Here is a 19,706-nt window from a genome sequence, read left to right as displayed (position 1 = left end):
TTCAGCAGCTGCTAAACCCATGTGTGCGCTCGCGTGCACCGGACCAGTCCCAGCGGACGCCGAGGAGTTATGTCCGAAGCCAACGACAAGCAGGACCCCCAGGCGGGGCGCTCGCGCCGGAAACGTTGACGGCCGCCGTCAAACAGGCCGAGACGGATTTCGCGGCCGCGGCGGATCTCGACGCGCTGGCCGCGGTCAAGCCCGCCCACCTCGGGGACCAGTCTCCGCTGCTGCTCGCCCGCCGCGAGATCGGCGCCCTGCCGAAGCAGGAGAAGGCCGAGGCCGGCAAGCGGGTCAACGAAGCGCGCCAGGGCATCCAGTCCGCGTTCGACGCCCGCCGCGCGGTGCTGCAGGCGGAACGTGACGAGAGGGTGCTCCGCGAGGAGGCCGTCGACGTCACGCTGCCGTGGGACCGCGTGCCTCGCGGCGCCCGGCACCCGATCGCGACCCTGTCGGATCGGATCGCCGACGCGTTCATCGCGATGGGCTACGAAATCGCCGAAGGCCCGGAGCTCGAAGCCGAGTGGTTCAACTTCGACGCGCTGAACTTCGGCAAGGACCACCCCGCGCGCCAGCTGCAGGACACGTTCTACCTCGGCGAGGAGGACTCCGGCCTGGTGCTGCGGACGCACACCTCGCCGGTGCAGGCCCGCACGCTGCTGCACCGTGACCTGCCCGTCTACGTCGTCTGCCCCGGCCGCACCTACCGGACCGACGAGCTCGACGCCACGCACACCCCGGTGTTCTCGCAGGTCGAAGGGCTCGCGGTGGACAAGGGCCTGACGATGGCGCACCTCAAGGGCACCCTCGATGCCTTCGCCCGCGCGATGTTCGGCGGGACCTCGAAGACCCGGCTGCGCCCGCACTTCTTCCCGTTCACCGAGCCGTCGGCCGAGGTCGACGTCTGGTTCGAGGAGAAGAAGGGCGGCCCCGGCTGGGTCGAATGGGGCGGCTGCGGCATGGTCAACCCCAACGTCTTGCGTGCCTGCGGCGTCGACCCCGAGGTCTACTCGGGCTTCGCCTTCGGTATGGGTATCGAGCGCACCCTGCAGTTCCGCAATGGGATTCCGGACATGCGCGACATGGTGGAGGGCGACATCAGGTTCACCCTGCCCTTCGGAACGGAGGCCTGAGTGAAGGTCCCAGCCAGCTGGCTGATCGAACACCTCGACGTCGACGAGGAGGTCACGGCCCAGGATCTGGCCGATGCCTTCGTGCGCATCGGCATCGAGGTCGACGACGTCCGGGAACTCGAACCGGTCACCGGCCCGCTCGTGGTCGGCCGCGTCGCCGAGATCGAGGAGCTCACCGAGTTCAAGAAGCCGGTCCGGTTCTGCCGGGTCGACGTCGGCGAATCCGATGACGACACCGACAAGCCCGACGAGAACCTCGACGAAGACGAGGACGACGACGAGGGCCCCTTCGAGGACGAAGGCCCCACGGGGATCAAGACCCGCGGGATCATCTGCGGTGCCACGAACTTCGCCGAGGGCGACCTGGTCGTCGTCGCGCTGCCCGGCACCGTGCTGCCCGGCGGTTTCGAGATCGGCTCGCGCAAGACCTACGGCCGCCTCAGCGACGGCATGATCTGCTCCGCGAGCGAACTCGGCATCGGCGACGACCACTCCGGCATCCTCGTGCTGCCGCCGAGCACGGCCAGCCCGGGCGAAGACGCGAACAAGCTGCTCAGCCTCGAAGACACCGTCCTCGAGGTGACGCCGACCCCGGACCGCGGGTACACGCTGTCGGTCCGCGGCCTGGCCCGCGAGCTGTCCAACGCGCTCGACGTCCCGTTCGGCGATCCGGCGTCCATCGAGGTCCCGGAGGCCGAGAGCGACGTCTGGCCGGTGCACCTCGAAGACACCGAGGGCTGCAAGCGGTTCGTGCTGCGCCGGGTCAAGAACCTCGACGCCACCGCGCCGACGCCGTGGTGGATGCGCCGCCGCCTGATGCTCGCCGGGATCCGGTCGATCTCCCTCGCCGTCGACGTGACCAACTACGTCATGCTCGAACTCGGGCATCCGCTGCACGCGTTCGCGACCGGTTCGGTCAAGGGCGATCTGGTGGTGCGCAAGGCGAAGCCGGGCGAGAAACTGACCACTTTGGACGATGTCGAGCGCACCCTCGACACGGACGACGTGGTGATAGCCGACGACAGCGGGGTCATCTCGCTGGCGGGCACGATGGGCGGCGCGTCGACCGAGATCACGCCGGAGAGCACCGACGTGCTGCTCGAAGCGGCGCACTGGGATCCGTCGTCGATCAGCCGGACGGCCCGCCGTCACAAGCTGTTCTCCGAGGCGGCCAAACGGTTCGAGCGCTACACCGATCCGCAGCTGTGCGCGGTGGCCGTCGAATTCGCCGCGCGCCTGCTGCGTCAGTACGGCGAGGGCTCGATCCTGCCCGGCCGCACCGACGAGGGCGGCGTCGAGCCGAACCCGCCGGTCACCATGCCGATCAGCCTCCCCGACCAGGTCGCCGGAGTGCGCTACGAGCGCGGTGTCACGGTCAAACGGCTCTCGCAGATCGGGTGCAAGGTCAACGTGGGCACGTCGGAGGACGGCACCGCACTGGTGACCGCGGTCCCGCCGAGCTGGCGTGGCGACCTCGTGCAGCCCGCCGACCTGGTCGAGGAGGTGCTCCGGCTGGAGGGCTACGACAGCATCCCGTCGGTGCTGCCCGACGCCCCGGCCGGCCGAGGTCTCACCGACACGCAGCGCCGCCGACGTTCGGTCGCGCGTGCGCTGGCGGAGAACGGCTACGTCGAGGTGCTGCCCTTCCCGTTCATCTCGGACACGGTCTGGGACTCGTTCGGGCTGCCCGAGGACGACGTCCGCCGCAGCACCGTCCAGGTCCGCAACCCGCTCGAAGCGGACAAGGACCGGATGGCGAGCACCTTGCTGCCGGGGCTGCTGGAGACGCTGCAGCGCAACATTTCCCGTGGTTTCAAGGATGTCTCGCTGTTCCACATCGGACAGGTCGTGCTGCCCGGGCCGAACCCGATCCCGATGCCTTCGCTCGGCGTCGACCGGCGCCCGACCGACGAGGAGCTCGCGGTGCTGGAGGCGGCCGTGCCGCCGCAGCCGCTGCACGTCGCCGTCGTGCTCGCGGGCCAGCGCGCTCGCGCCGGCTGGTGGGGCGAGGGTGAGCAGGCGAACTGGGCCGACGCGGTGCAGGCCGCCCGGCTGGTGGCGCAGGCCTCCGGTGTCGAGCTGACCACGGCCGCCGCCGACCAGCCGCCGTGGCACCCCGGCCGCTGCGCGCAGCTGCGGGTGGGGCAGTGGCCCGTCGGTTACGCCGGTGAGCTGCACCCGAAGGTCGTCGAGGCGCTCGGGCTGCCGCCGCGCACCGTCGCGATGGAACTCGACCTGGACGCGATCCCGATCCCGGACGGCCGTCCGGCTCCGCGGATCTCGGCGTACCCGCCGGTGCTGCTCGACGTCGCCCTCGTCGCCGAGGCGAGCGTCCCGTCGGCCGACCTGGCGGAGGCGCTGCGCGAAGGCGCGGGCGAACTGCTCGAGGACATCACGCTGTTCGACTCCTACCAGGGCGAGCAGGTGGGCGAGGGCAAGCGTTCGATGGCGTACAAGCTGCGGTTCCGTGCCGAGGACCGCACGCTGACCGTCGACGAGGCCACCAAGGCGCGCGACGCCGCCGTCGCGGTCGCCGGCGAACGTTTCGGCGCGAGCCTGCGCGCCTGACCTGTAGCCCCGTGAAGGCCCCCTTCCCTCGGCTCAGCCGAGGGAAGGGGGCCTTCACGCGCTTCAGGTGTGGCAAAGTGAGGACTTGTGTCACGTCCAGACGGTCGGTCCAGTATCCAAGACATCGCCCGTGCGCGGCTGAGCGACGGTTTCGTCGGCAGGGTCGGGGAACGCGAGGACTTCCGGGACAACCTGGGGTTGTCCGGAGCTGACCGGCGCCGCCGGTACCTGTACTCGGTCCACGGTCTCGCCGGGGTCGGCAAGTCCTTCCTCCTCGAGCAGCTTCGCGGTATCGCAGAGGAAGCCCGCGCCGCCGTCGGGTTCGCGGACGACCGGCAGCAGGATCTGCCCGCGACACTGGTCAAACTGGCGAAGGACCTCGCCCGCGGCGGGTACGAGATGCGCCGCTTCGAGAAGCGCTACGAGTCGTATCTCAAGGCGAGGGAACGGCTGCACAGCGACCCGCAGGCTCCGGCCGCCGGGCGCGAACTGGTGACGAAGACCGTGGTCAAGGCCGGGCTCGGCGTCGCGAAGACACTCCCCGGCGGAAGCATCGCCGCCGACGCGATCGACGCGGACGCGACGGCGAAACAGCTGGAGCAGCTTCAGATCTACCTCGCGGCGAAGTTCAAGCGGAAGGCCGATGTCCAGCTGCTCCTCGAACCGGCCGAGGAGCTCACCAAACCGTTCGTCGAAGATCTCTGGCGTATTCCGGAGAACAGGCAGATCGCACTGTTCTTCGACACCTTCGAGCGCACCGCGCCGGTGCTGGAGACGTGGCTGCTCGACCTGCTCGCCGGACTGTACGGCGATCTGCCGCAGAACCTGGTGTTCACCGTCGCGGGCCAGTTCCCGCTGGACGAGGCGAACTGGAACCGGCACGCCCCGCTCGTGCGTGAGATCGAACTCCGGCCCTTCACCGAGCCGGAGGCACGGCGCCTGCTCGCCGAACACGGGATCACCGACGAACAGGTCATCGAGATCGTGCTGCGGCTGACCGACGGCCTGCCCGTCCTGGTCGCGATGCTGGCCCGCGGGAACCCCGTCGGTGCCGACGCCGTCGGCGATCCCAGCGACGACGCGGTCAAACGGTTCCTGCACTGGGTCCCCGAAAAGGCCAGGAAGGACATCGCCGCCACGGCGTCGCTGCCCCGTTTCCTCGATGAGGACGTCATCGGCGTGCTGACCGGGAAGGAGACCGCGGGGGAGACCTTCCGCTGGCTGCGGGAACTGCCGTTCGTCGGGCGCCGCGAGCTTCCGGTGCGCTACCACCCGGTGGTGCGCGGCCCGATGGTACGGCTGGAACGCGGTCGCTCGCCCGCCGAGTTCGCCGAACGTCACCTTCGGCTCAGCGAGTACTACGAAGGCCGCTGCGCCGAACTCGGCCTGAGCCGCCATCGCGACGCCTGGAGCGACGAGCGCTGGCAGAAGAGGAAGCTCGAACAGACCTATCACCGGCTCTGTGGTGCCCCGGCCGACGCGCTGCCGGACGCGCTGCTCGGCGCGGCCGAGATGATCACCACCGGCACCGCTCCCGCCCGGGCTTGGGCGCGCATGATGGAGCAGGCGGGAATCGACGCGGACGCGCCCTCGGTGCTGGGCTGGGGCCAACGGCTGACCGCCGCGATCGGCGGCGGCGACGGCCCGCGGGAGATCCCGGTGCTCGACCTGCTCGCCGGCGCCGGTGAGCTCGACGCCCCACGGCTTTCGACGGTGATCCGGCGGCGTGCCTGGGCCTACGAAGGCCAAGAGGACATCGAGGCGGCGACACGGGACTTCGACCGGGCGCTCGATCTGAACCCCGCTGACCCCTACACGTGGAGCGATCGGGGCAACCTGTTCCGCAACGAGGGTGACTGGGAACGGGCGTTGCCGGATCTGAACCGGGCGATCGAACTCGACCCCGGGTACGCCTATTCGTGGCGTGGACGCGGTTCCGCCCGCGCCGAGCTCGGCGATCTCGACGGAGCGATGGCGGACCTCGACGAGGCCGTCCGGCTGCAGCCCGACCACACGTGGGCGTACGCCATCCGGAGCGAGGTGCACTTCAAACGCGGCGATATCCGGAAGGCGATCGACGAGATCGACATCGCGATCCGGCTCGACCCCGACTACGCCTGGGCTGTCCACTACCGGGCCACGCTGTTCGCCGAGCTGGGAGACGACGACGAAGCGCTCGCCGGTCACCGCGCTGCCGTCGACCTGCGCCCCAAGGACGTCTACTACCTGACCGAGCTGGCGTTGTTCCTGGAGCGGGCAGAAGACGGGGACGCCGCGTCGGCGGCCTTCGACGCGGTCGTCGCGGCGGACCCCGGCAGCGCCAGGGCGCACGCGATCCGGGCCGCTTTCCACCACCGCGGTGAACGGAACCGGCTCGCCGTCGACGGTTTCACCGCCGCGCTGCGGATCGACCCGGACTACGAATGGGCTTACTACATGCGCGGCCAGGCGCACCACAATCTGGACGAGTACCGAACGGCACTCGCCGACTTCGACCGAGCCATCGAGCTGGCTCCCGACGACGCCGAGAACCATCTGCAGCGAGGGGCGGTGCTCAGCAGGCTCAACGAGAACAGCGCCGCGATGAGCTCGTTGAGCCGCGCGATCGAACTCGACCCCGGCAACGAGTGGGCACACAGCTGGCGTGCTCTGGCCCACCAGCGCTCCGGCGATTTCCAGGCGGCCCTCGCCGACATCGACGTCGCCCTCTCGGCGACTCCGGAGATGGCCTTCTTCCACATCACCCGCGGCGACATCCTCAGAGACCTCGACCGGCACGACGACGCCAGGGCGGCACTCGACGAAGGGGTTCGCCTTGGCCAGGACGGTGGGTACGCCTTGTACCGGCGCGCCCGCCATCGCTTCCTCTTCGGTGACCTGGAAGGCGCCTTGTCCGACACGGAAAGCGCGCTGGAAGCAGGGCACGACGAGAGGGCTCGCGCCCTGCGTGCGGACATCCGCTGCCGGGCAGGCGAATACGAGGAGGCCATCCGCGAGCTGCGCGAACTGGTCGCCTCGGATCCCGGGGACTCCGAGTATCGCGAGAGCCTCGGGGAGGCCCTGCTGTTCGCGGGGGAGATCGACGAGGCGGAGACGCTCCTGGCCCCGCTCGCGCCGGAATTCGGCTGGGCGCACAACCTCCTCACCCTCGTCTGGCTGAAGGCCGGGAAGACGGAAGAAGCCCACCAGGCGCTGAACGAAGGCCTCGACAAGGCCACCGACCGGATCTCGACCGGCGCCTTCGACTGGGACGTCCAGCTCCAGCCGCTCTTCTATCTTCTCGTCCTCGGACGTGCGGACGAGATGACCCGTGATCTCAAGGCCCTGCTCGAGAAGGGCCCGCCACAGGAGACGCGCTTGGAGCTGCTTCGCGATCTCAAGGAGCTACGAGTGCTCTTGCCCGAACTCGGCGGAGTGATCGAGGAACTCATCGCCCTCGTCCCCAGGCCGGTGCTCACTCTCCCAGGTGCTTGAGCGCCTCCCTCCTGGACAGTGTGGACAGTGCCGGATGCGCGGTGACGAACGCGCGCACCCAGTCCGGCTCGGTCTTCGCGTACTCGCGCAGGGCCCAGCCGATTCCCTTGCGCAGGAAGAAGTCCTTGTCGTCGATATTCGCCTCGACGGCACGGGTGAGCAGGTCGGTGTCCGTTCCGCCCTTGGCGCCGATCTGGCAGATGACCGCGGTGCGGCGACGCCACCTGTCCTCGTCGTAGGCCCAAGTGAGCATCAGCGTGGTCACCGCCTCCGGCTCCGCGCGGAGGATCGGCCCGACCCGGCGGATGGCGACTTCGTCCACGTAGTCCCACCACGCGCCCGTCACGATCATCTCCTCGTACAGGCCGAGCAGCTCGCCGTCCTGCCAACGGGCGTACGCGCGATGCCCGGAAAGGGCGATCGCCGCATAGCGCTCTTCCCGGAACTCGGCCTCCCGCCACAACGTGAGAACTGCCGTCGAAAAGCTCACACGATCGGGTAGCGGATTTTCGGCGTAGACCTGCTTCAGCAAGGCCGTCCGAGGCGGGGACGCCACACCGAGGAACGGCATTTCCGACTTCATGTACGCCCGCATCGACGGTGCTTTCCCCGGATCGGCCAGCGCGGCCAAACCGTTGCGAACCGCCGAAACCAGGCTTTTCACCTCATCCATGCGTTCTCCTTTCCCCAGTGGGCGCCGCGAGCGTACGACAGGGGACCGACAAGACTGATATGCCCGGATCGAGGATCGGATACCGACTAAAGAGGGATGGCGGTCAACGTGTCGGTCAGCGAGATTGAAGCCGGTTCTCGGTAGCTTCGGCCCGACCGGGTCGAACGCGGACGAAAAGGAACACAGTGAAGAAATTCGTTGCCGCCCTGGCGGTCGCGGGGATCGGCGTCGGCACCATGGCGTTCGCTCCCTCCGCCACGGCCGCCTCGGCGTCGGACTTCGATCCGAAGCCCATCTCCTGGGGAGCCTGTACCCGCCCGAGCCTGGTCAAGGCCGGCGCGGAATGCGGTTTCCTCGAGGTCCCGCTGGATTACGCGAAGCCGGGCGGGGAGAAGATCTCGATCGCCGTCTCGCGGGTGAAGCACAAGTCCGCCCAGTCGCAGGGCGTCATGCTGGTCAACCCGGGTGGCCCCGGCGGTTCGGGCCTCGGCCTGTCGACGCTCGGCCGGGCCGTCCCTAAGAAGGCGGGTGAGGAGTACGACTGGATCGGCTTCGACCCGCGCGGCGTGGGGGAGAGCAAGCCGTCGCTGACCTGCGACGGAAACTACGCCTCCTACAACCGCCCGCAGTACGTGCCGACCACGCGCGCCATCGAGACGGCGTGGCGTGAGAAGGCGAAGGGCTACGCGAAGGCGTGCGCCAAGAACGGCGCGATCCTCGACCACATCAAGACCGTCGATGTGGCGAAGGACGTCGACAGCCTGCGCAAGGCGCTGGGCGAGAAGCAGATCAACTACTACGGCTTCTCGTACGGCACCTACCTCGGGCAGGTCTACAGCACGCTGTTCCCGCAGAACGTGCGGCGGATGGTGTTCGACGGCACCGTCGACCCCCGCGACGTCTGGTACAAGGCGAACCTGAACCAGGACATCGCCTTCGACAAGAACATCAAGATCTACTTCGGCTGGCTCGCGAAGTACGACGACCTCTACCACCTCGGCAAGACCGCGGCCGCGGTCGAAAAGCTGTGGTACGCCGAGCAGAAGAAGCTGTACGACAAGCCCGCGGGCGGCGTCATCGGCGGATCCGAGTGGACGGACATCTTCCTGCAGGCCGGCTACTACGTCTTCGGCTGGGAAGACATCGCGAACGCGTTCGCCGGCTGGGTGCACAAGGGTGACTGGCAGACCTTGAAGGGCCTGTACGACGACTCCAACCCGCCGGGCCAGGACAACGGTTACGCGGTCTACGCGGCCGTGCAGTGCACCGACGTGGCGTGGCCGCAGAGCTGGCCCCGCTGGAAGTTCGACAACTGGGTCACGCATTTCCGGGCGCCGTTCGAGACCTGGGGCAACGCCTGGTTCAACGCGCCGTGCCTCGACTGGCCCGCGAAGCCGGGCAAGCCGGTGGAGATCGACGGGAGCAAGGTCCCCGGCATCCTGCTGGTCAACGAGGAGAACGACGCCGCGACGCCGTATCCCGGCAGCCTCGAGGTCCGCAAGCGCTACCCGAACTCCAGCCTGATCAGCGCTCCGGGCGGCACGACGCACTCGGGCTCGCTGTCCGGTGTGTCCTGTGTGGACGACAAGATCGCGGACTACCTGCTGACCGGAAAGCTGCCCGTGCGCAAGCCGGGCAACGGTTCGGACGTGCAGTGCGGCTCGGTTCCGCCGCCGGTTCCGGCCGGTGCTTCTGCTTCCGCCAAGTCCGACGCGCCGTCTTCGGTCGCCGAGGTGAAGAAGGAGGCGCTGGCTCAGGCGCTGCCTTTCTGAGTTGAACGGGATGTTTCGATGCCCCGGTCCGGGTTTTCCGGACCGGGGCATTTCTTCGCTCTGGGTGTCGGACGCTTGTGTCGCGTTCGCGAACCGGTGGTGGGATGAAGGCTCCCTTCACCGCGTCCGATGCGGCGAAGGGAGCCTTTATCTCCTTGCCAGGCAAGGAATCGCGAAAGCCACTCCTGGGACGTCCAGTGTCCCGAAAGTGGCTTTCGCGACATGGCCGTCGAGGCTCACTCGCCCTTCAGCAGTGGCTCGTGATCCGCATGCTGTGGATGCGGTCGAAGAACCCGGCGTCGAACGATCCCTCGGCGAACCACCAGTGCCACACGTTCTTGACGGTGCCCTTGACGAACTTGGTGTCACCGCCGTGATGGATGGGCCCGAGGACGATACCGTTGCTGTCCAAGGTGTTCACCCACATCAGCCACGCGTCGTTGCTGTCGCTGCTGACGATCGTCGCTTCGAACGAAGCGCTGCCGTTGCGTCTGAGCGTCCACTTCGCGTTGTCCATCGTGCAGTCGCCCGCCTGGATACGACCCCAGGTGAACCAGCAGGAATCCGCTCCGGTGCAGGTGGCCTGTGCGGTGGTGGAACCCGTCGTCCCTGCCGAGGCGGGTGCGGCGAAGACGGTCCCGATCGCGAGCACCAGCATCGTCACGAAAAGCGCCATCCGACGCCCTGTGGTTTTCATGTTTCCTCCCCGAAAATCGTCGATCCGTACCGGTCTGTGAGCAAAGCTAACCGGCGGCTGCCCGCGGTCACGATCACTTAGGTGCGGCAACAGGGGTGGCCGATGGTGCGTGACCGGCACCCTCTGGCCCCCGAACGCGATGAAAGTTCCGCTCACGCACCGAATCCCCTCGCCGCGCCGGGAAACTGTCGGCGCCGCCCGTTAGCGTCCCCGGCATGACCATCGTCGAAGAGCACCGGACCGAGATCCGCGTGCAGGACACCGTTTATCGCATCGAGGTCGCCGCCCGTGAGGGTGGCGGCGCGGCCGGGGAAGACCGCTGGGTGACCGTCATGGTCGGCGGAGCCGGGCCGCTGGAAGAGCCTGTCGCCGAAGGCAGGCTCGATATCGACGCCGAGGCCGTACCGGCCTTGGCGACCGTCCTTTCCGACACGCTGCTGGCGTTCGCCGGGCGGGGCAACGGCCGGAACGGCCGCCGAAGATCGGCGGACCGCCCCGCGCAGCAGGGCCTGCCGTGGTCCGACGAGCTGGACGCGGAACTGGAAAGCCGTTGGCTGGCCGGGGAAAGCGTCGAGGAGATCGCGCGGCGATTCGAGCGGACACCAGGCGGGATCCGTGCCCGGTTGCCCAGGGTCGGCTGCGACCCGGAGCGCCGGGGCGCGTACCTCCCGATCCCGCCGAGCAGACGAGAGGCGGGTGAACTCGGCTGAACCAGGGCGGTCGCGAGGGCGGATGAGTCCTCGCGGCCGCCGTCAGTCCACTGTGGACCGCGTTCCGCGCTGAGCCCTGGCCGCCATCTCCCGGAGATGATCGATCAGTTCCGGCGGTTCGTGCACGGTGAATTCACAGCCGAGCCCGAGGATCCGGAACGCGAGCCAGTCGAGGGTGTCCGTGCCCGCGTGGAGAACGCAGCTCTCGTCGTCGATCGGTTCCAGCTCGCCGGATCCCTCGCCGATCGCGGGGGAGACCTGGCCGATCGGCGCGTACAGGGTCACGCGTGCACTGTAGGTGGGAAGGAGGCTGTACATCTTGTCGGTGACGTAGGCCGCCACGTCCTTCGCGGGTGGCTGCCTCGGTGTCGCCCGGCCACCGGTCGCCCGCGGTTCCGAGATCCGGTCCGCGCGGAAGATCCGCCAGTCGTCCCGGTCGAGGTCGTAGCCGAGCAGGTACCACCGGCGTCCGGCGGAGACGAGCCGGTGCGGTTCCACATGTCGCCGGGATTCGGTCCCGTCACCGGTGCGATAGCCGAACCGGGTCCGTTCGGTGTTGGCGATCGCGCCCGCGAAGACCGTGAGGTGTTCCGGGTCCACCGCGGCTCCGGTGCCCGGGATGGGCACGGTCGCGGCGCTCAGTGCGCCGACGCGGTACCGCAGCCGCGACGGCAGCACCTGCTCGAGTTTGGCCAGCGCCCGCACCGAAGACTCCTCGATTCCCGAGATCGCCTGGCCGGCGGCGCTCCGGAGACCGACCGCGATCGCGACGGCCTCCTCGTCGTCGAGCAGCAGCGGCGGCATCGCCGTGCCGGCGCCCAGCCGGTAGCCGCCTTCGGAACCTCGCGACGCTTCCACGGGGTATCCGAGCTCACGCAAGCGGTCGATGTCGCGCCGGATGGTCCGCGGACTGACCTCCAGCCGCTCGGCGAGCTCGCTGCCCGGCCACTCGCGCGGGGTCTGCAGGAGCGACAGCAGGCTGAGCAGCCGGGCGGGTGTGTCGGTCATGCGGTCAAGGATGCCTGGACCAAGAGCCCGTATCGGGTGAGCCACACGACTTTGTTTGATTGAACTTGCATGGGAGTGCATAATCATGCGTATGACGGTGAAGATCGCGGTGGCCGGAGCCAGCGGGTACGCGGGCGGCGAACTCCTGCGCCTGCTGCTGACCCATCCCGAAATCCAGATCGGCGCGCTCACCGCGGCCAGCTCCGCGGGGACGCCACTCGTCCAGCACCAGCCGCACCTCGCCCCCTTGGCGGACAGGGTCCTGCTGGAGACGACCCCGGAAACCCTGGCCGGGCACGACGTCGTCTTCCTCGCCCTGCCGCACGGCCACTCCGGCGCCATCGCCGCGCAGCTGGGCCCGGACGTCCTGGTGGTCGACCTCGGTGCGGACCACCGCCTCTCGGACGCGGCGGACTGGCAGCGCTGGTACGGCGGTGACCACGCCGGGCAATGGCCGTACGGGCTCCCCGAGCTCCCCGGCGCCCGCGAACGGCTCGCCGGGACCAAGCGCATCGCGGTCCCCGGCTGCTTCCCGACCGGCGGTTCGATCGCCCTCGCCCCGGCGCTCGCCGCGGGCCTGGTCGAGCCGGAGGTCAACGTCGTCGCCGTCACCGGGACGTCCGGCGCGGGCAAGAGCCTGAAGCCGAACCTCCTCGGTTCGGAGGTGATGGGTTCGGCCACCGCGTATGGCGTCGGTGGTGCCCACCGCCACACCCCCGAGTTCGCGCAGAACCTCTCGGCGGTCTCGGGCGAGCGGGTCAAGGTCTCGTTCACCCCGGTGCTGGCCCCGATGCCGCGCGGGATCCTCACCACCGCGAGCGCGGCGCTCAAGGCTGATCTCGATGCCGAAGGCGCCCGCGAGGTCTACGAAAAGGCGTACGCCACCGAGCCGTTCGTCCAGCTGTTGCCCGCGGGCCAGTGGCCGTCCTCGGCTTCGGTCGTCGGCTCGAACAACGTCCAGCTGCAGGTCACCGTCGACGCCGACACCAGGCGCCTGATCGTGGTCGCGGCCATCGACAACCTGACCAAGGGCACCGCGGGCGGCGCCGTCCAGTCGATGAACATCGCGCTCGGCCTCCCCGAAACCACCGGACTACCGACCGTAGGAGTCGCTCCGTGACCGTCACCCAGCCGAAGGGATTCCGTGCCGCGGGCGTCGCCGCCGGGATCAAGGCCGAGGGCAAGCTCGACCTCGCGCTCGTCGTCAACGACGGGCCGCTGCAGGTCGCGGCCGGCGTCTTCACGCGCAACGTGATCAAGGCCGCGCCCGTCCTATGGTCGCAGGAAGTGCTCAAGCAGCAGCGGCTCAAGGCCGTCGTCCTCAACTCCGGCGGCGCGAACGCCGCCACCGGCCCCGGCGGTTTCCAGGACACCCACAAGACCGCGGAGAAGGTCGCCGGGCTCCTCCAGGCGGGCGCGATCGAGGTCGCGGTCTGCTCGACGGGCCTGATCGGTGAACGGCTGCCGATGGACGCGCTGCTCTCCGGCGTGGACACCGCCTTCGGGAGCCTCGGCACCGGTGCCGAGGCCGACCTCGCCGCCGCCACCGCGGTCATGACCACCGACACCAAGCCGAAGCAGGCGGCCGCGAAGCACGAAAGCGGCTGGAGCGTCGGCGGGTTCGCCAAGGGTGCGGGCATGCTCGCCCCGAACCTCGCGACGATGCTCTCCGTCCTCACCACCGACGCGGTCGTCACGCCCGAAGTCCTGGACAAGGCCCTGCGCGCCGCCACCGGCGTGACCTTCGACAGGCTCGACGTCGACGGCGGGACCTCCACCAACGACACGGTGCTCGTCCTCGCCTCCGGCGCCAGTGGTGTCGAGCCGACCGAGGCCGAGCTGACCGAGCTCCTCACCGCCGTCAGCCTCGACCTCGTGCTGCAGTTGCGCGCGGACTCCGAGGGCGCGACCAAGTACGTCGACGTCACGGTCACCGGCGCGGCGAGCGAGGCGGACGCCATCGCCGTCGGCCGGACGATCGCCGAGGACAATCTGGTCAAGACCGCCCTCTTCGGTTCCGACCCGAACTGGGGCCGCATCGCCATGGCGCTCGGCCGGGTGCCGGCGGAGATCGACCCGGAGAAGGTCGCCATCGCGATCAACGGTGTCACCCTGTTCGCCAAGGGCACCACCGCGGCGGACCGTTCCGAGGCGGATCTCTCGGGCCGTGACATCCAGATCGTCGTCGACCTCGGTCTCGGCGAAGGCGGGGCGACGATCTACACGACCGACCTCTCGCACGCGTACGTCGAAGAGAACAGCGCGTACTCGTCATGAGCCCTTCCGAATCCACCGTCCCCGCGGACGAGCGGCTCGCGACGGCCGCCGAGAAGGCCTCGATCCTCATCGAGGCCTTGCCCTGGCTGCAACGTTTCCACGGCGCCACCGTCGTGGTGAAGTACGGCGGCAACGCGATGATCGACGAGAGCCTCAAGCAGGCCTTCGCCGAGGACATGGTCTTCCTGCGCATGGCCGGGCTGCGTCCGGTGGTGGTGCACGGCGGCGGCCCGCAGATCACCGCGATGCTCAACCGGCTCGGTGTCGAAGGCGAGTTCAAGGGCGGCCTCCGCGTCACCACGCCCGAGACGATGGACATCGTCCGCATGGTGCTGACCGGTCAGGTCAGCCGCGAGCTGGTCGGCCTGATCAACGCGCACGGACCGTACGCGGTCGGCATCTCCGGCGAGGACGCGCGGCTGTTCACCGCCGAGCGCAAACAGGCCACTGTGGACGGTGTGCCGGTCGACATCGGGCTCGTCGGCGAGGTCTCCGAGGTCAACCCGGACGCCGTGCTCGACATCGTCAACGCGGGCCGGATCCCGGTGGTGTCCACCGTGGCCCCGGACGTCGACGGCGTCGTGCACAACATCAACGCCGATACCGCGGCGGGTGCGCTGGCCGCGGCGCTGGGCGCGGAAAAGCTGGTCGTGCTCACCGATGTCGAAGGCCTGTACGCCAACTGGCCGGACCGTGGTTCGCTGGTCGACAGGATCCGCGTGGATCGCCTCGAAACCCTGCTTCCCGGCCTCGCCAGCGGCATGATCCCGAAGATGGAGGCCTGTGTGCGCGCCATCCGCGGCGGCGTCCGCCGCGCGCACGTGATCGACGGCCGCATCGCCCATTCGGTGTTGCTGGAGGTCTTCACCTCCCGCGGCATCGGTACCATGGTCTTCCCCGAAACGGAGCTCCCGTGACCACGTACAAGTCCAATGTAGACGGCCAGGAGCACTGGAAGTCGTCCCTCATGGACAACTACGGCACCCCGGCGCTGACCCTGGTCCGCGGTGAGGGCGCGAAGGTCTGGGACGCCGACGGCAAACCGTACGTCGATCTCCTGGGCGGCATCGCGGTCAACGCGCTCGGTCACGCCCACCCCGCCGTGGTCGCCGCCGTCACCGAACAGATCGCGAAACTCGGGCATACCTCGAACCTCTACGTGAACCCGGTCGCCGTCGAACTGGCCGAAACCCTCCTGGACGTCGCCGGCCTGTCCGGCAACGCGAAAGTACTGTTCGTCAACTCAGGCGCGGAGGCAAACGAAGCCGCGCTGAAGATCAGCAGGCTGACCGGGCGGACCAAGATCGTCGCGTGCGAGGGCGCCTTCCACGGCCGCACCATGGGCGCGCTGACGCTGACCGGGCAGCCGTCGAAGCGGGACGCGTTCGCGCCGCTGGTTCCTGGCGTCACCCACGTTCCCTACGGCGACGTCGACGCGTTGCGCGCCGCGGTGGACACCGAAACGGCGGCGGTGTTCCTTGAGCCGATCCTCGGGGAGGCGGGCGTCGTCCCGGCGCCGGACGGCTACCTCCAAGCCGCGCGGGAGATCACGAAGGCGACCGGGACCCTGCTGGTCCTCGACGAGGTGCAGACCGGGATCGGCCGCACCGGCGCGTGGTTCGCCTTCCAGCACACCGGCATCGTCCCGGACGTCATCACACTGGCCAAGGGACTCGGCGGCGGGCTGCCGATCGGCGCGGTCATCGGCGTCGGCGAGGCGGGGGAGCTGGTCAAGCCGGGGCAGCACGGCACCACCTTCGGCGGCAACCCGGTCTGCTGCGCCGCCGGGCTCGCCGTGCTCAAGACCATCGCCAAGGACAACCTGAACGACCACGTTTCCGCGCTGGGCAAGGACATCGCCTCCCGCGTGGAGGAGCTCGGCCACCCGCTGGTGTCCGGTGTCCGCGGTGCGGGGCTGCTGCTCGGCATCGCCCTGCGCGAACCGGTCTCGGCGAAGGTCGCCAAGGCCGCGCAGGACGCGGGATACCTGGTCAACCCGATCGCACCCGACACCATCCGGCTGGCACCGCCGCTGATCCTGAGCGCCGACGAGGCCGCGGGATTCCTCGAAGCCCTTCCCGGGGCGCTCGATTCCACCACCACCTAGGACAGAGACGAAACGCATGCTCCGCAACTTCCTCCGTGACGACGATCTCAGCCCCGCCGAACAGGCCGAGATCCTGGACCTCGCCGATCAGCTGAAGGCCGAGCCCTTGAGCTCGCGCGCGCTGGAGGGCAAGTCCGTCGCGGCGATCTTCGAGAAGAACTCCACCCGGACCCGGTTCTCCTTCGAGGTGGGCATCGCCCAGCTCGGCGGCAACCCGGTCATCGTCGACGGCCGCTCCATGCAGCTCGGCCGCGAAGAGACCATCGAGGACACCTCACGGGTGCTTTCGCGGTATCTGGACGCGATCGTCTGGCGGACCTTCGCCCAGAAGCGCATCGACGCGATGGCCTCGGCGGCGAGCATCCCGGTGATCAACGCGCTCACCGACGAGTTCCACCCGTGCCAGGTGCTCACCGACCTGATGACCATCCGCGAGCGCAAGGGCAAGCTCGCCGGGCTCACCCTGGTGTACCTCGGCGACGGCGCCAACAACATGGCGCATTCGCTGCTGCTGGGCGGGACCACGGCCGGGATGCACGTCCGCGTCGTGTCGCCGGAGGGTTTCCAGCCGGATCAGCAGGTCATGCTCGACGCCAAGCACCGTTCGACGGAGACCGGCGGCAGCACCACGGTCTTCACCGATCCGTACGCCGCCGTCGAAGGCGCGGACGTCGTCGTCACCGACACCTGGACCTCCATGGGGCAGGAGAACGACGGTCTCGACCGTGTCGGCCCGTTCCGCGAGCTGCAGGTCAACGCCGCGCTGATGCGCCGCGCCGCGGACGAGGCGATCGTGCTGCACTGCCTGCCCGCGCACCGCGGCTGGGAGATCACCGACGAGGTCATCGACGGGCCGTCCAGCGCGGTCTGGGACGAGGCGGAGAACCGGCTGCACGCGCAGAAGGCGCTGCTGGTGTGGCTGCTCGACGAGAAGCGACGATGACCGGCAGCAGGGTCACCCGGCAGGCCCGGATCACCGAGCTCGTGTCCTCGATGGCGATCCGCAGCCAGACGGAGCTCGCGAAACTCCTGGCCGCGGAGGGGATCGACGTCACACAGGCGACGCTTTCCCGCGACCTCGACGAACTGGGCGCGGTGAAGCTCCGAGGTGCCGATTCCGGCGCACCGGTGTATGTCATCCCGGAGGACGGCAGCCCGGTACGCGGAGTACAGGGCGGCACGTCCCGGCTTTCGCGGTTGCTCGCCGAACTGCTCGTCTCGGCGGACTCGTCGGGCAACCTGACGGTCCTGCGCACCCCGCCGGGGGCGGCGCAGTTCCTCGCCAGCGCCATCGACAGGGCGGCGCTGGAGGAGGTCGTCGGCTCGATCGCCGGCGACGACACGGTCGCGGTGATCGCGAGAGAACCGTTGTCCGGCAAGGACCTGGCCGAGCGCTTCATGGCGCTGGCCCGACGGTCGTCCACAGTGGACGGCGGTGAGGAGACCGAAGGTGACGCCTGACGGGTTCGCCTTCCCGGATGACCCGGAGAAGCTGGTCATCACCTTCGACGAAGGTGTGCCGGTGGCCATCGACGGGGAGACCGTGACGCTGCTGGAAGCCTTCCAGCAGCTGAACCTGCGTGTCGGCGCTTTCGGGCTCAAAGGACGCGAGATCTACGAGGGGCCCGGCGCGCTCGCGCTGGTCACCGCGCACGAGGAACTGCAAAAGGTCAGCGCCGGGAGGGTGTCCGGAGAGGTCCGGCTGGTCCTGCACCGCGGGAACGCGGTCGTGAACTCCGCTCGCGACGAGCGCGCGCTGTACGACTTCACCACAGGCGCTACCTTCGACCGGTCAGTCGCCTGAAGAGAACCAAGGAATTCGAGGAGTGTTGTGAGCGGGAATGAGCAGCCGGTGCAGCTGTGGGGCGGCCGGTTCGCCAGCGGACCGGCCGAGGCGATGGCGGCGCTGAGCGCGTCGACCCATTTCGACTGGCGGCTGGCGCCGTACGACATCGCCGGGTCGCGGGCCCACGCGCGGGTGCTGCGGAAGGCGGGGCTGCTCACCGAAGACGAGCTGACCGGCATGCTCGCCGCGCTGGACACCCTCGCGCAGGACGTCGAGTCGGGCGCGTTCACCCCGACGGTCGCCGACGAGGACGTCCACACCGCGCTCGAACGCGGTCTGCTTGAGCGGGCGGGCACCGAACTCGGCGGCAAGCTCCGGGCGGGCCGGTCACGCAACGACCAGGTCGCGACGCTGTTCCGGATGTGGCTGCGCGACGCCGCCCGCCGGGTGGTGGCGGGCACCCTCGGCGTCGTCGACGCACTCGTTTCGCAGGCGAAGCGGCACCCGGACGCGATCCTCCCGGGCCGCACCCACCTGCAGCACGCCCAGCCCGTCCTGCTGGCACACCACCTGCTCGCACACGGCCAGTCGCTGCTGCGCGACGTCACCCGGCTGCGTGACTGGGACGCTCGCACCGCCGAGTCGCCCTATGGTTCCGGTGCGCTGGCGGGGTCTTCGCTCGGGCTCGACCCAGAGGCCGTCGCCGAGGAGCTGGGCTTCGACACCAGCGTCGAGAACTCGATCGACGGCACCGCCTCGCGGGACTTCGTCGCCGAGTTCGCCTTCGACGTCGCGATGCTCGCGGTCAACCTGTCCAGGATCGCCGAAGAGGTGATCATCTGGAACACCGCCGAGTTCGGCTACGTCACCCTCGACGACGCCTGGGCGACCGGCAGTTCGATCATGCCGCAGAAGAAGAACCCCGACGTCGCCGAGCTGACCCGCGGCAAAGCCGGGCGGCTCATCGGCAACCTGACCGGGCTGCTCGCGACCCTCAAGGCGCAGCCGCTCGCGTACAACCGTGACCTGCAGGAGGACAAGGAGCCGGTCTTCGACTCCGTCGAGCAGCTGGAACTGCTGTTCCCGGCGATCGCGGGCATGCTCGAGACGCTGACCTTCCACACCGACCGGCTCGCCGAACTGGCGCCCGCCGGGTTCACCCTCGCCACGGACATCGCCGAATGGCTGGTCCGCCAGGGCGTCCCGTTCCGTGTCGCGCATGAAGCGGCGGGGGAGAGCGTCCGCGTCGCCGAAGCCCGCGGCGTCGGCCTGGACGAACTGACCGACGAAGAGTTCGAGAAGATCAATCCGGCGCTGACGCCGGCCGTGCGCGAGGTGCTGACCGTCGAGGGTTCGGTGAGCTCGCGCAACGCCCGCGGCGGTACCGCTCCGGAGCGGGTCGCCGAGCAGCGGGACCGGCTGGTCGCGCGGATCGCCGAACACCGCGCCTGGCTCGGCTGAGCAGTACATGAAGGCCCCCTTCCTCGCGCCTGGCGCAAGG

General features: G+C 69.3%; 15 protein-coding genes and 1 pseudogene. 13 read left to right on the top strand and 3 right to left on the bottom strand.

Annotated elements, in window-relative coordinates; all coding sequences use genetic code 11:
* Window positions 1-69 precede the first annotated feature (69 nt).
* The 3 genes and pseudogenes from pheS to MJQ72_RS23755 all read left to right on the top strand — a co-directional run bounded on the left by pheS (window position 70) and on the right by MJQ72_RS23755 (window position 7,175).
* A pseudogene (pheS, locus tag MJQ72_RS23765) lies at window positions 70-1,133 on the top strand (phenylalanine--tRNA ligase subunit alpha).
* Window positions 1,134-3,701: a phenylalanine--tRNA ligase subunit beta gene (gene pheT / locus MJQ72_RS23760; RefSeq protein WP_240593151.1), complete on the top strand. Its 2,568-nt coding sequence runs from the start codon at window positions 1,134-1,136 to the stop codon at window positions 3,699-3,701.
* 87 nt (window positions 3,702-3,788) lie between these two features.
* A complete protein-coding gene (locus MJQ72_RS23755) occupies window positions 3,789-7,175 on the top strand; it encodes a tetratricopeptide repeat protein (protein WP_240593150.1) in 3,387 nt (1,128 codons plus the stop codon).
* On the opposite strand, the gene MJQ72_RS23750 is transcribed toward MJQ72_RS23755, so the two are convergent.
* The gene (locus MJQ72_RS23750) at window positions 7,156-7,848 is read right to left on the bottom strand and encodes a DNA alkylation repair protein (RefSeq protein WP_240593149.1); all 693 of its coding nucleotides are present in this window, start codon (window positions 7,846-7,848) and stop codon (window positions 7,156-7,158) included. The two genes, MJQ72_RS23755 and MJQ72_RS23750, sit on opposite strands and share 20 nt — an antisense overlap.
* Before the next feature lie 185 nt (window positions 7,849-8,033).
* Here MJQ72_RS23750 and MJQ72_RS23745 point away from each other — a divergent pair, with 185 nt between their 5' ends.
* The gene (locus MJQ72_RS23745; protein WP_240593148.1) at window positions 8,034-9,620 is read left to right on the top strand and encodes an alpha/beta hydrolase; all 1,587 of its coding nucleotides are present in this window, start codon (window positions 8,034-8,036) and stop codon (window positions 9,618-9,620) included.
* A 247-nt stretch (window positions 9,621-9,867) separates the two neighbouring features.
* Here the strand turns inward: MJQ72_RS23745 and MJQ72_RS23740 are convergent, their stop codons facing one another.
* Window positions 9,868-10,317, bottom strand: a complete 450-nt coding sequence (locus tag MJQ72_RS23740; protein WP_240593147.1) for a DUF6294 family protein — start codon at window positions 10,315-10,317, stop codon at window positions 9,868-9,870.
* Window positions 10,318-10,532: 215 nt separating this feature from the next.
* Here MJQ72_RS23740 and MJQ72_RS23735 point away from each other — a divergent pair, with 215 nt between their 5' ends.
* Window positions 10,533-11,027, top strand: a complete 495-nt coding sequence (locus MJQ72_RS23735; protein ID WP_240593146.1) for a helix-turn-helix domain containing protein — start codon at window positions 10,533-10,535, stop codon at window positions 11,025-11,027.
* A gap of 42 nt (window positions 11,028-11,069) precedes the next feature.
* Here the strand turns inward: MJQ72_RS23735 and MJQ72_RS23730 are convergent, their stop codons facing one another.
* A complete protein-coding gene (locus MJQ72_RS23730) occupies window positions 11,070-12,035 on the bottom strand; it encodes a YafY family protein (RefSeq protein WP_240593145.1) in 966 nt (321 codons plus the stop codon).
* A 91-nt stretch (window positions 12,036-12,126) separates the two neighbouring features.
* Between MJQ72_RS23730 and argC the strand changes: the two genes are divergently transcribed.
* The 8 genes from argC to argH are packed head-to-tail and all read left to right on the top strand — an operon-like array spanning window position 12,127 to window position 19,666.
* Window positions 12,127-13,155, top strand: coding sequence for an N-acetyl-gamma-glutamyl-phosphate reductase (argC, locus tag MJQ72_RS23725; RefSeq protein WP_240593144.1), 1,029 nt, complete (start codon window positions 12,127-12,129; stop codon window positions 13,153-13,155).
* On the top strand, window positions 13,152-14,312 hold the full coding sequence (argJ, locus tag MJQ72_RS23720; protein ID WP_240593143.1) for a bifunctional glutamate N-acetyltransferase/amino-acid acetyltransferase ArgJ: 1,161 nt from the start codon (window positions 13,152-13,154) through the stop codon (window positions 14,310-14,312). Before argC ends, argJ begins: the two co-directional genes overlap by 4 nt.
* A complete protein-coding gene (gene argB / locus MJQ72_RS23715) occupies window positions 14,309-15,229 on the top strand; it encodes an acetylglutamate kinase (RefSeq protein ID WP_034321637.1) in 921 nt (306 codons plus the stop codon). The genes argJ and argB overlap by 4 nt, the downstream gene beginning before the upstream one ends.
* Window positions 15,226-16,419: an acetylornithine transaminase gene (locus MJQ72_RS23710; RefSeq protein WP_396426867.1), complete on the top strand. Its 1,194-nt coding sequence runs from the start codon at window positions 15,226-15,228 to the stop codon at window positions 16,417-16,419. Before argB ends, MJQ72_RS23710 begins: the two co-directional genes overlap by 4 nt.
* Before the next feature lie 16 nt (window positions 16,420-16,435).
* Complete coding sequence (gene argF, locus MJQ72_RS23705) at window positions 16,436-17,362, top strand: ornithine carbamoyltransferase (RefSeq protein ID WP_037313095.1); 927 nt, start codon at window positions 16,436-16,438, stop codon at window positions 17,360-17,362.
* Window positions 17,359-17,880, top strand: a complete 522-nt coding sequence (locus tag MJQ72_RS23700; protein ID WP_016335384.1) for an arginine repressor — start codon at window positions 17,359-17,361, stop codon at window positions 17,878-17,880. Before argF ends, MJQ72_RS23700 begins: the two co-directional genes overlap by 4 nt.
* Entirely contained in the window at window positions 17,870-18,223 is a 354-nt protein-coding gene (locus MJQ72_RS23695) for an argininosuccinate synthase domain-containing protein (RefSeq protein WP_240593142.1), read from the top strand. The genes MJQ72_RS23700 and MJQ72_RS23695 overlap by 11 nt, the downstream gene beginning before the upstream one ends.
* A 27-nt stretch (window positions 18,224-18,250) precedes the next feature.
* A complete protein-coding gene (argH, locus tag MJQ72_RS23690) occupies window positions 18,251-19,666 on the top strand; it encodes an argininosuccinate lyase (RefSeq protein WP_240593141.1) in 1,416 nt (471 codons plus the stop codon).
* Window positions 19,667-19,706 lie beyond the last annotated feature (40 nt).

It is taken from the genome of Amycolatopsis sp. EV170708-02-1 (assembly GCF_022479115.1).
Lineage (GTDB): Bacteria > Actinomycetota > Actinomycetes > Mycobacteriales > Pseudonocardiaceae > Amycolatopsis.
This window is presented reverse-complemented; position numbering and strand designations above follow the sequence as displayed.

Bases quoted from the DNA above. Each gene is read 5' to 3' on its own strand.
- argF (WP_037313095.1), top strand. From the start codon at position 16,436: ATGCTCCGCAACTTCCTCCGTGACGACGATCTCAGCCCCGCCGAACAG.
- MJQ72_RS23730 (WP_240593145.1), bottom strand. From the start codon at position 12,035: ATGACCGACACACCCGCCCGGCTGCTCAGCCTGCTGTCGCTCCTGCAG.
- MJQ72_RS23740 (WP_240593147.1), bottom strand. From the start codon at position 10,317: ATGAAAACCACAGGGCGTCGGATGGCGCTTTTCGTGACGATGCTGGTG.
- argB (WP_034321637.1), top strand. From the start codon at position 14,309: ATGAGCCCTTCCGAATCCACCGTCCCCGCGGACGAGCGGCTCGCGACG.
- MJQ72_RS23700 (WP_016335384.1), top strand. From the start codon at position 17,359: ATGACCGGCAGCAGGGTCACCCGGCAGGCCCGGATCACCGAGCTCGTG.
- MJQ72_RS23735 (WP_240593146.1), top strand. From the start codon at position 10,533: ATGACCATCGTCGAAGAGCACCGGACCGAGATCCGCGTGCAGGACACC.
- argC (WP_240593144.1), top strand. From the start codon at position 12,127: ATGACGGTGAAGATCGCGGTGGCCGGAGCCAGCGGGTACGCGGGCGGC.
- MJQ72_RS23750 (WP_240593149.1), bottom strand. From the start codon at position 7,848: ATGGATGAGGTGAAAAGCCTGGTTTCGGCGGTTCGCAACGGTTTGGCC.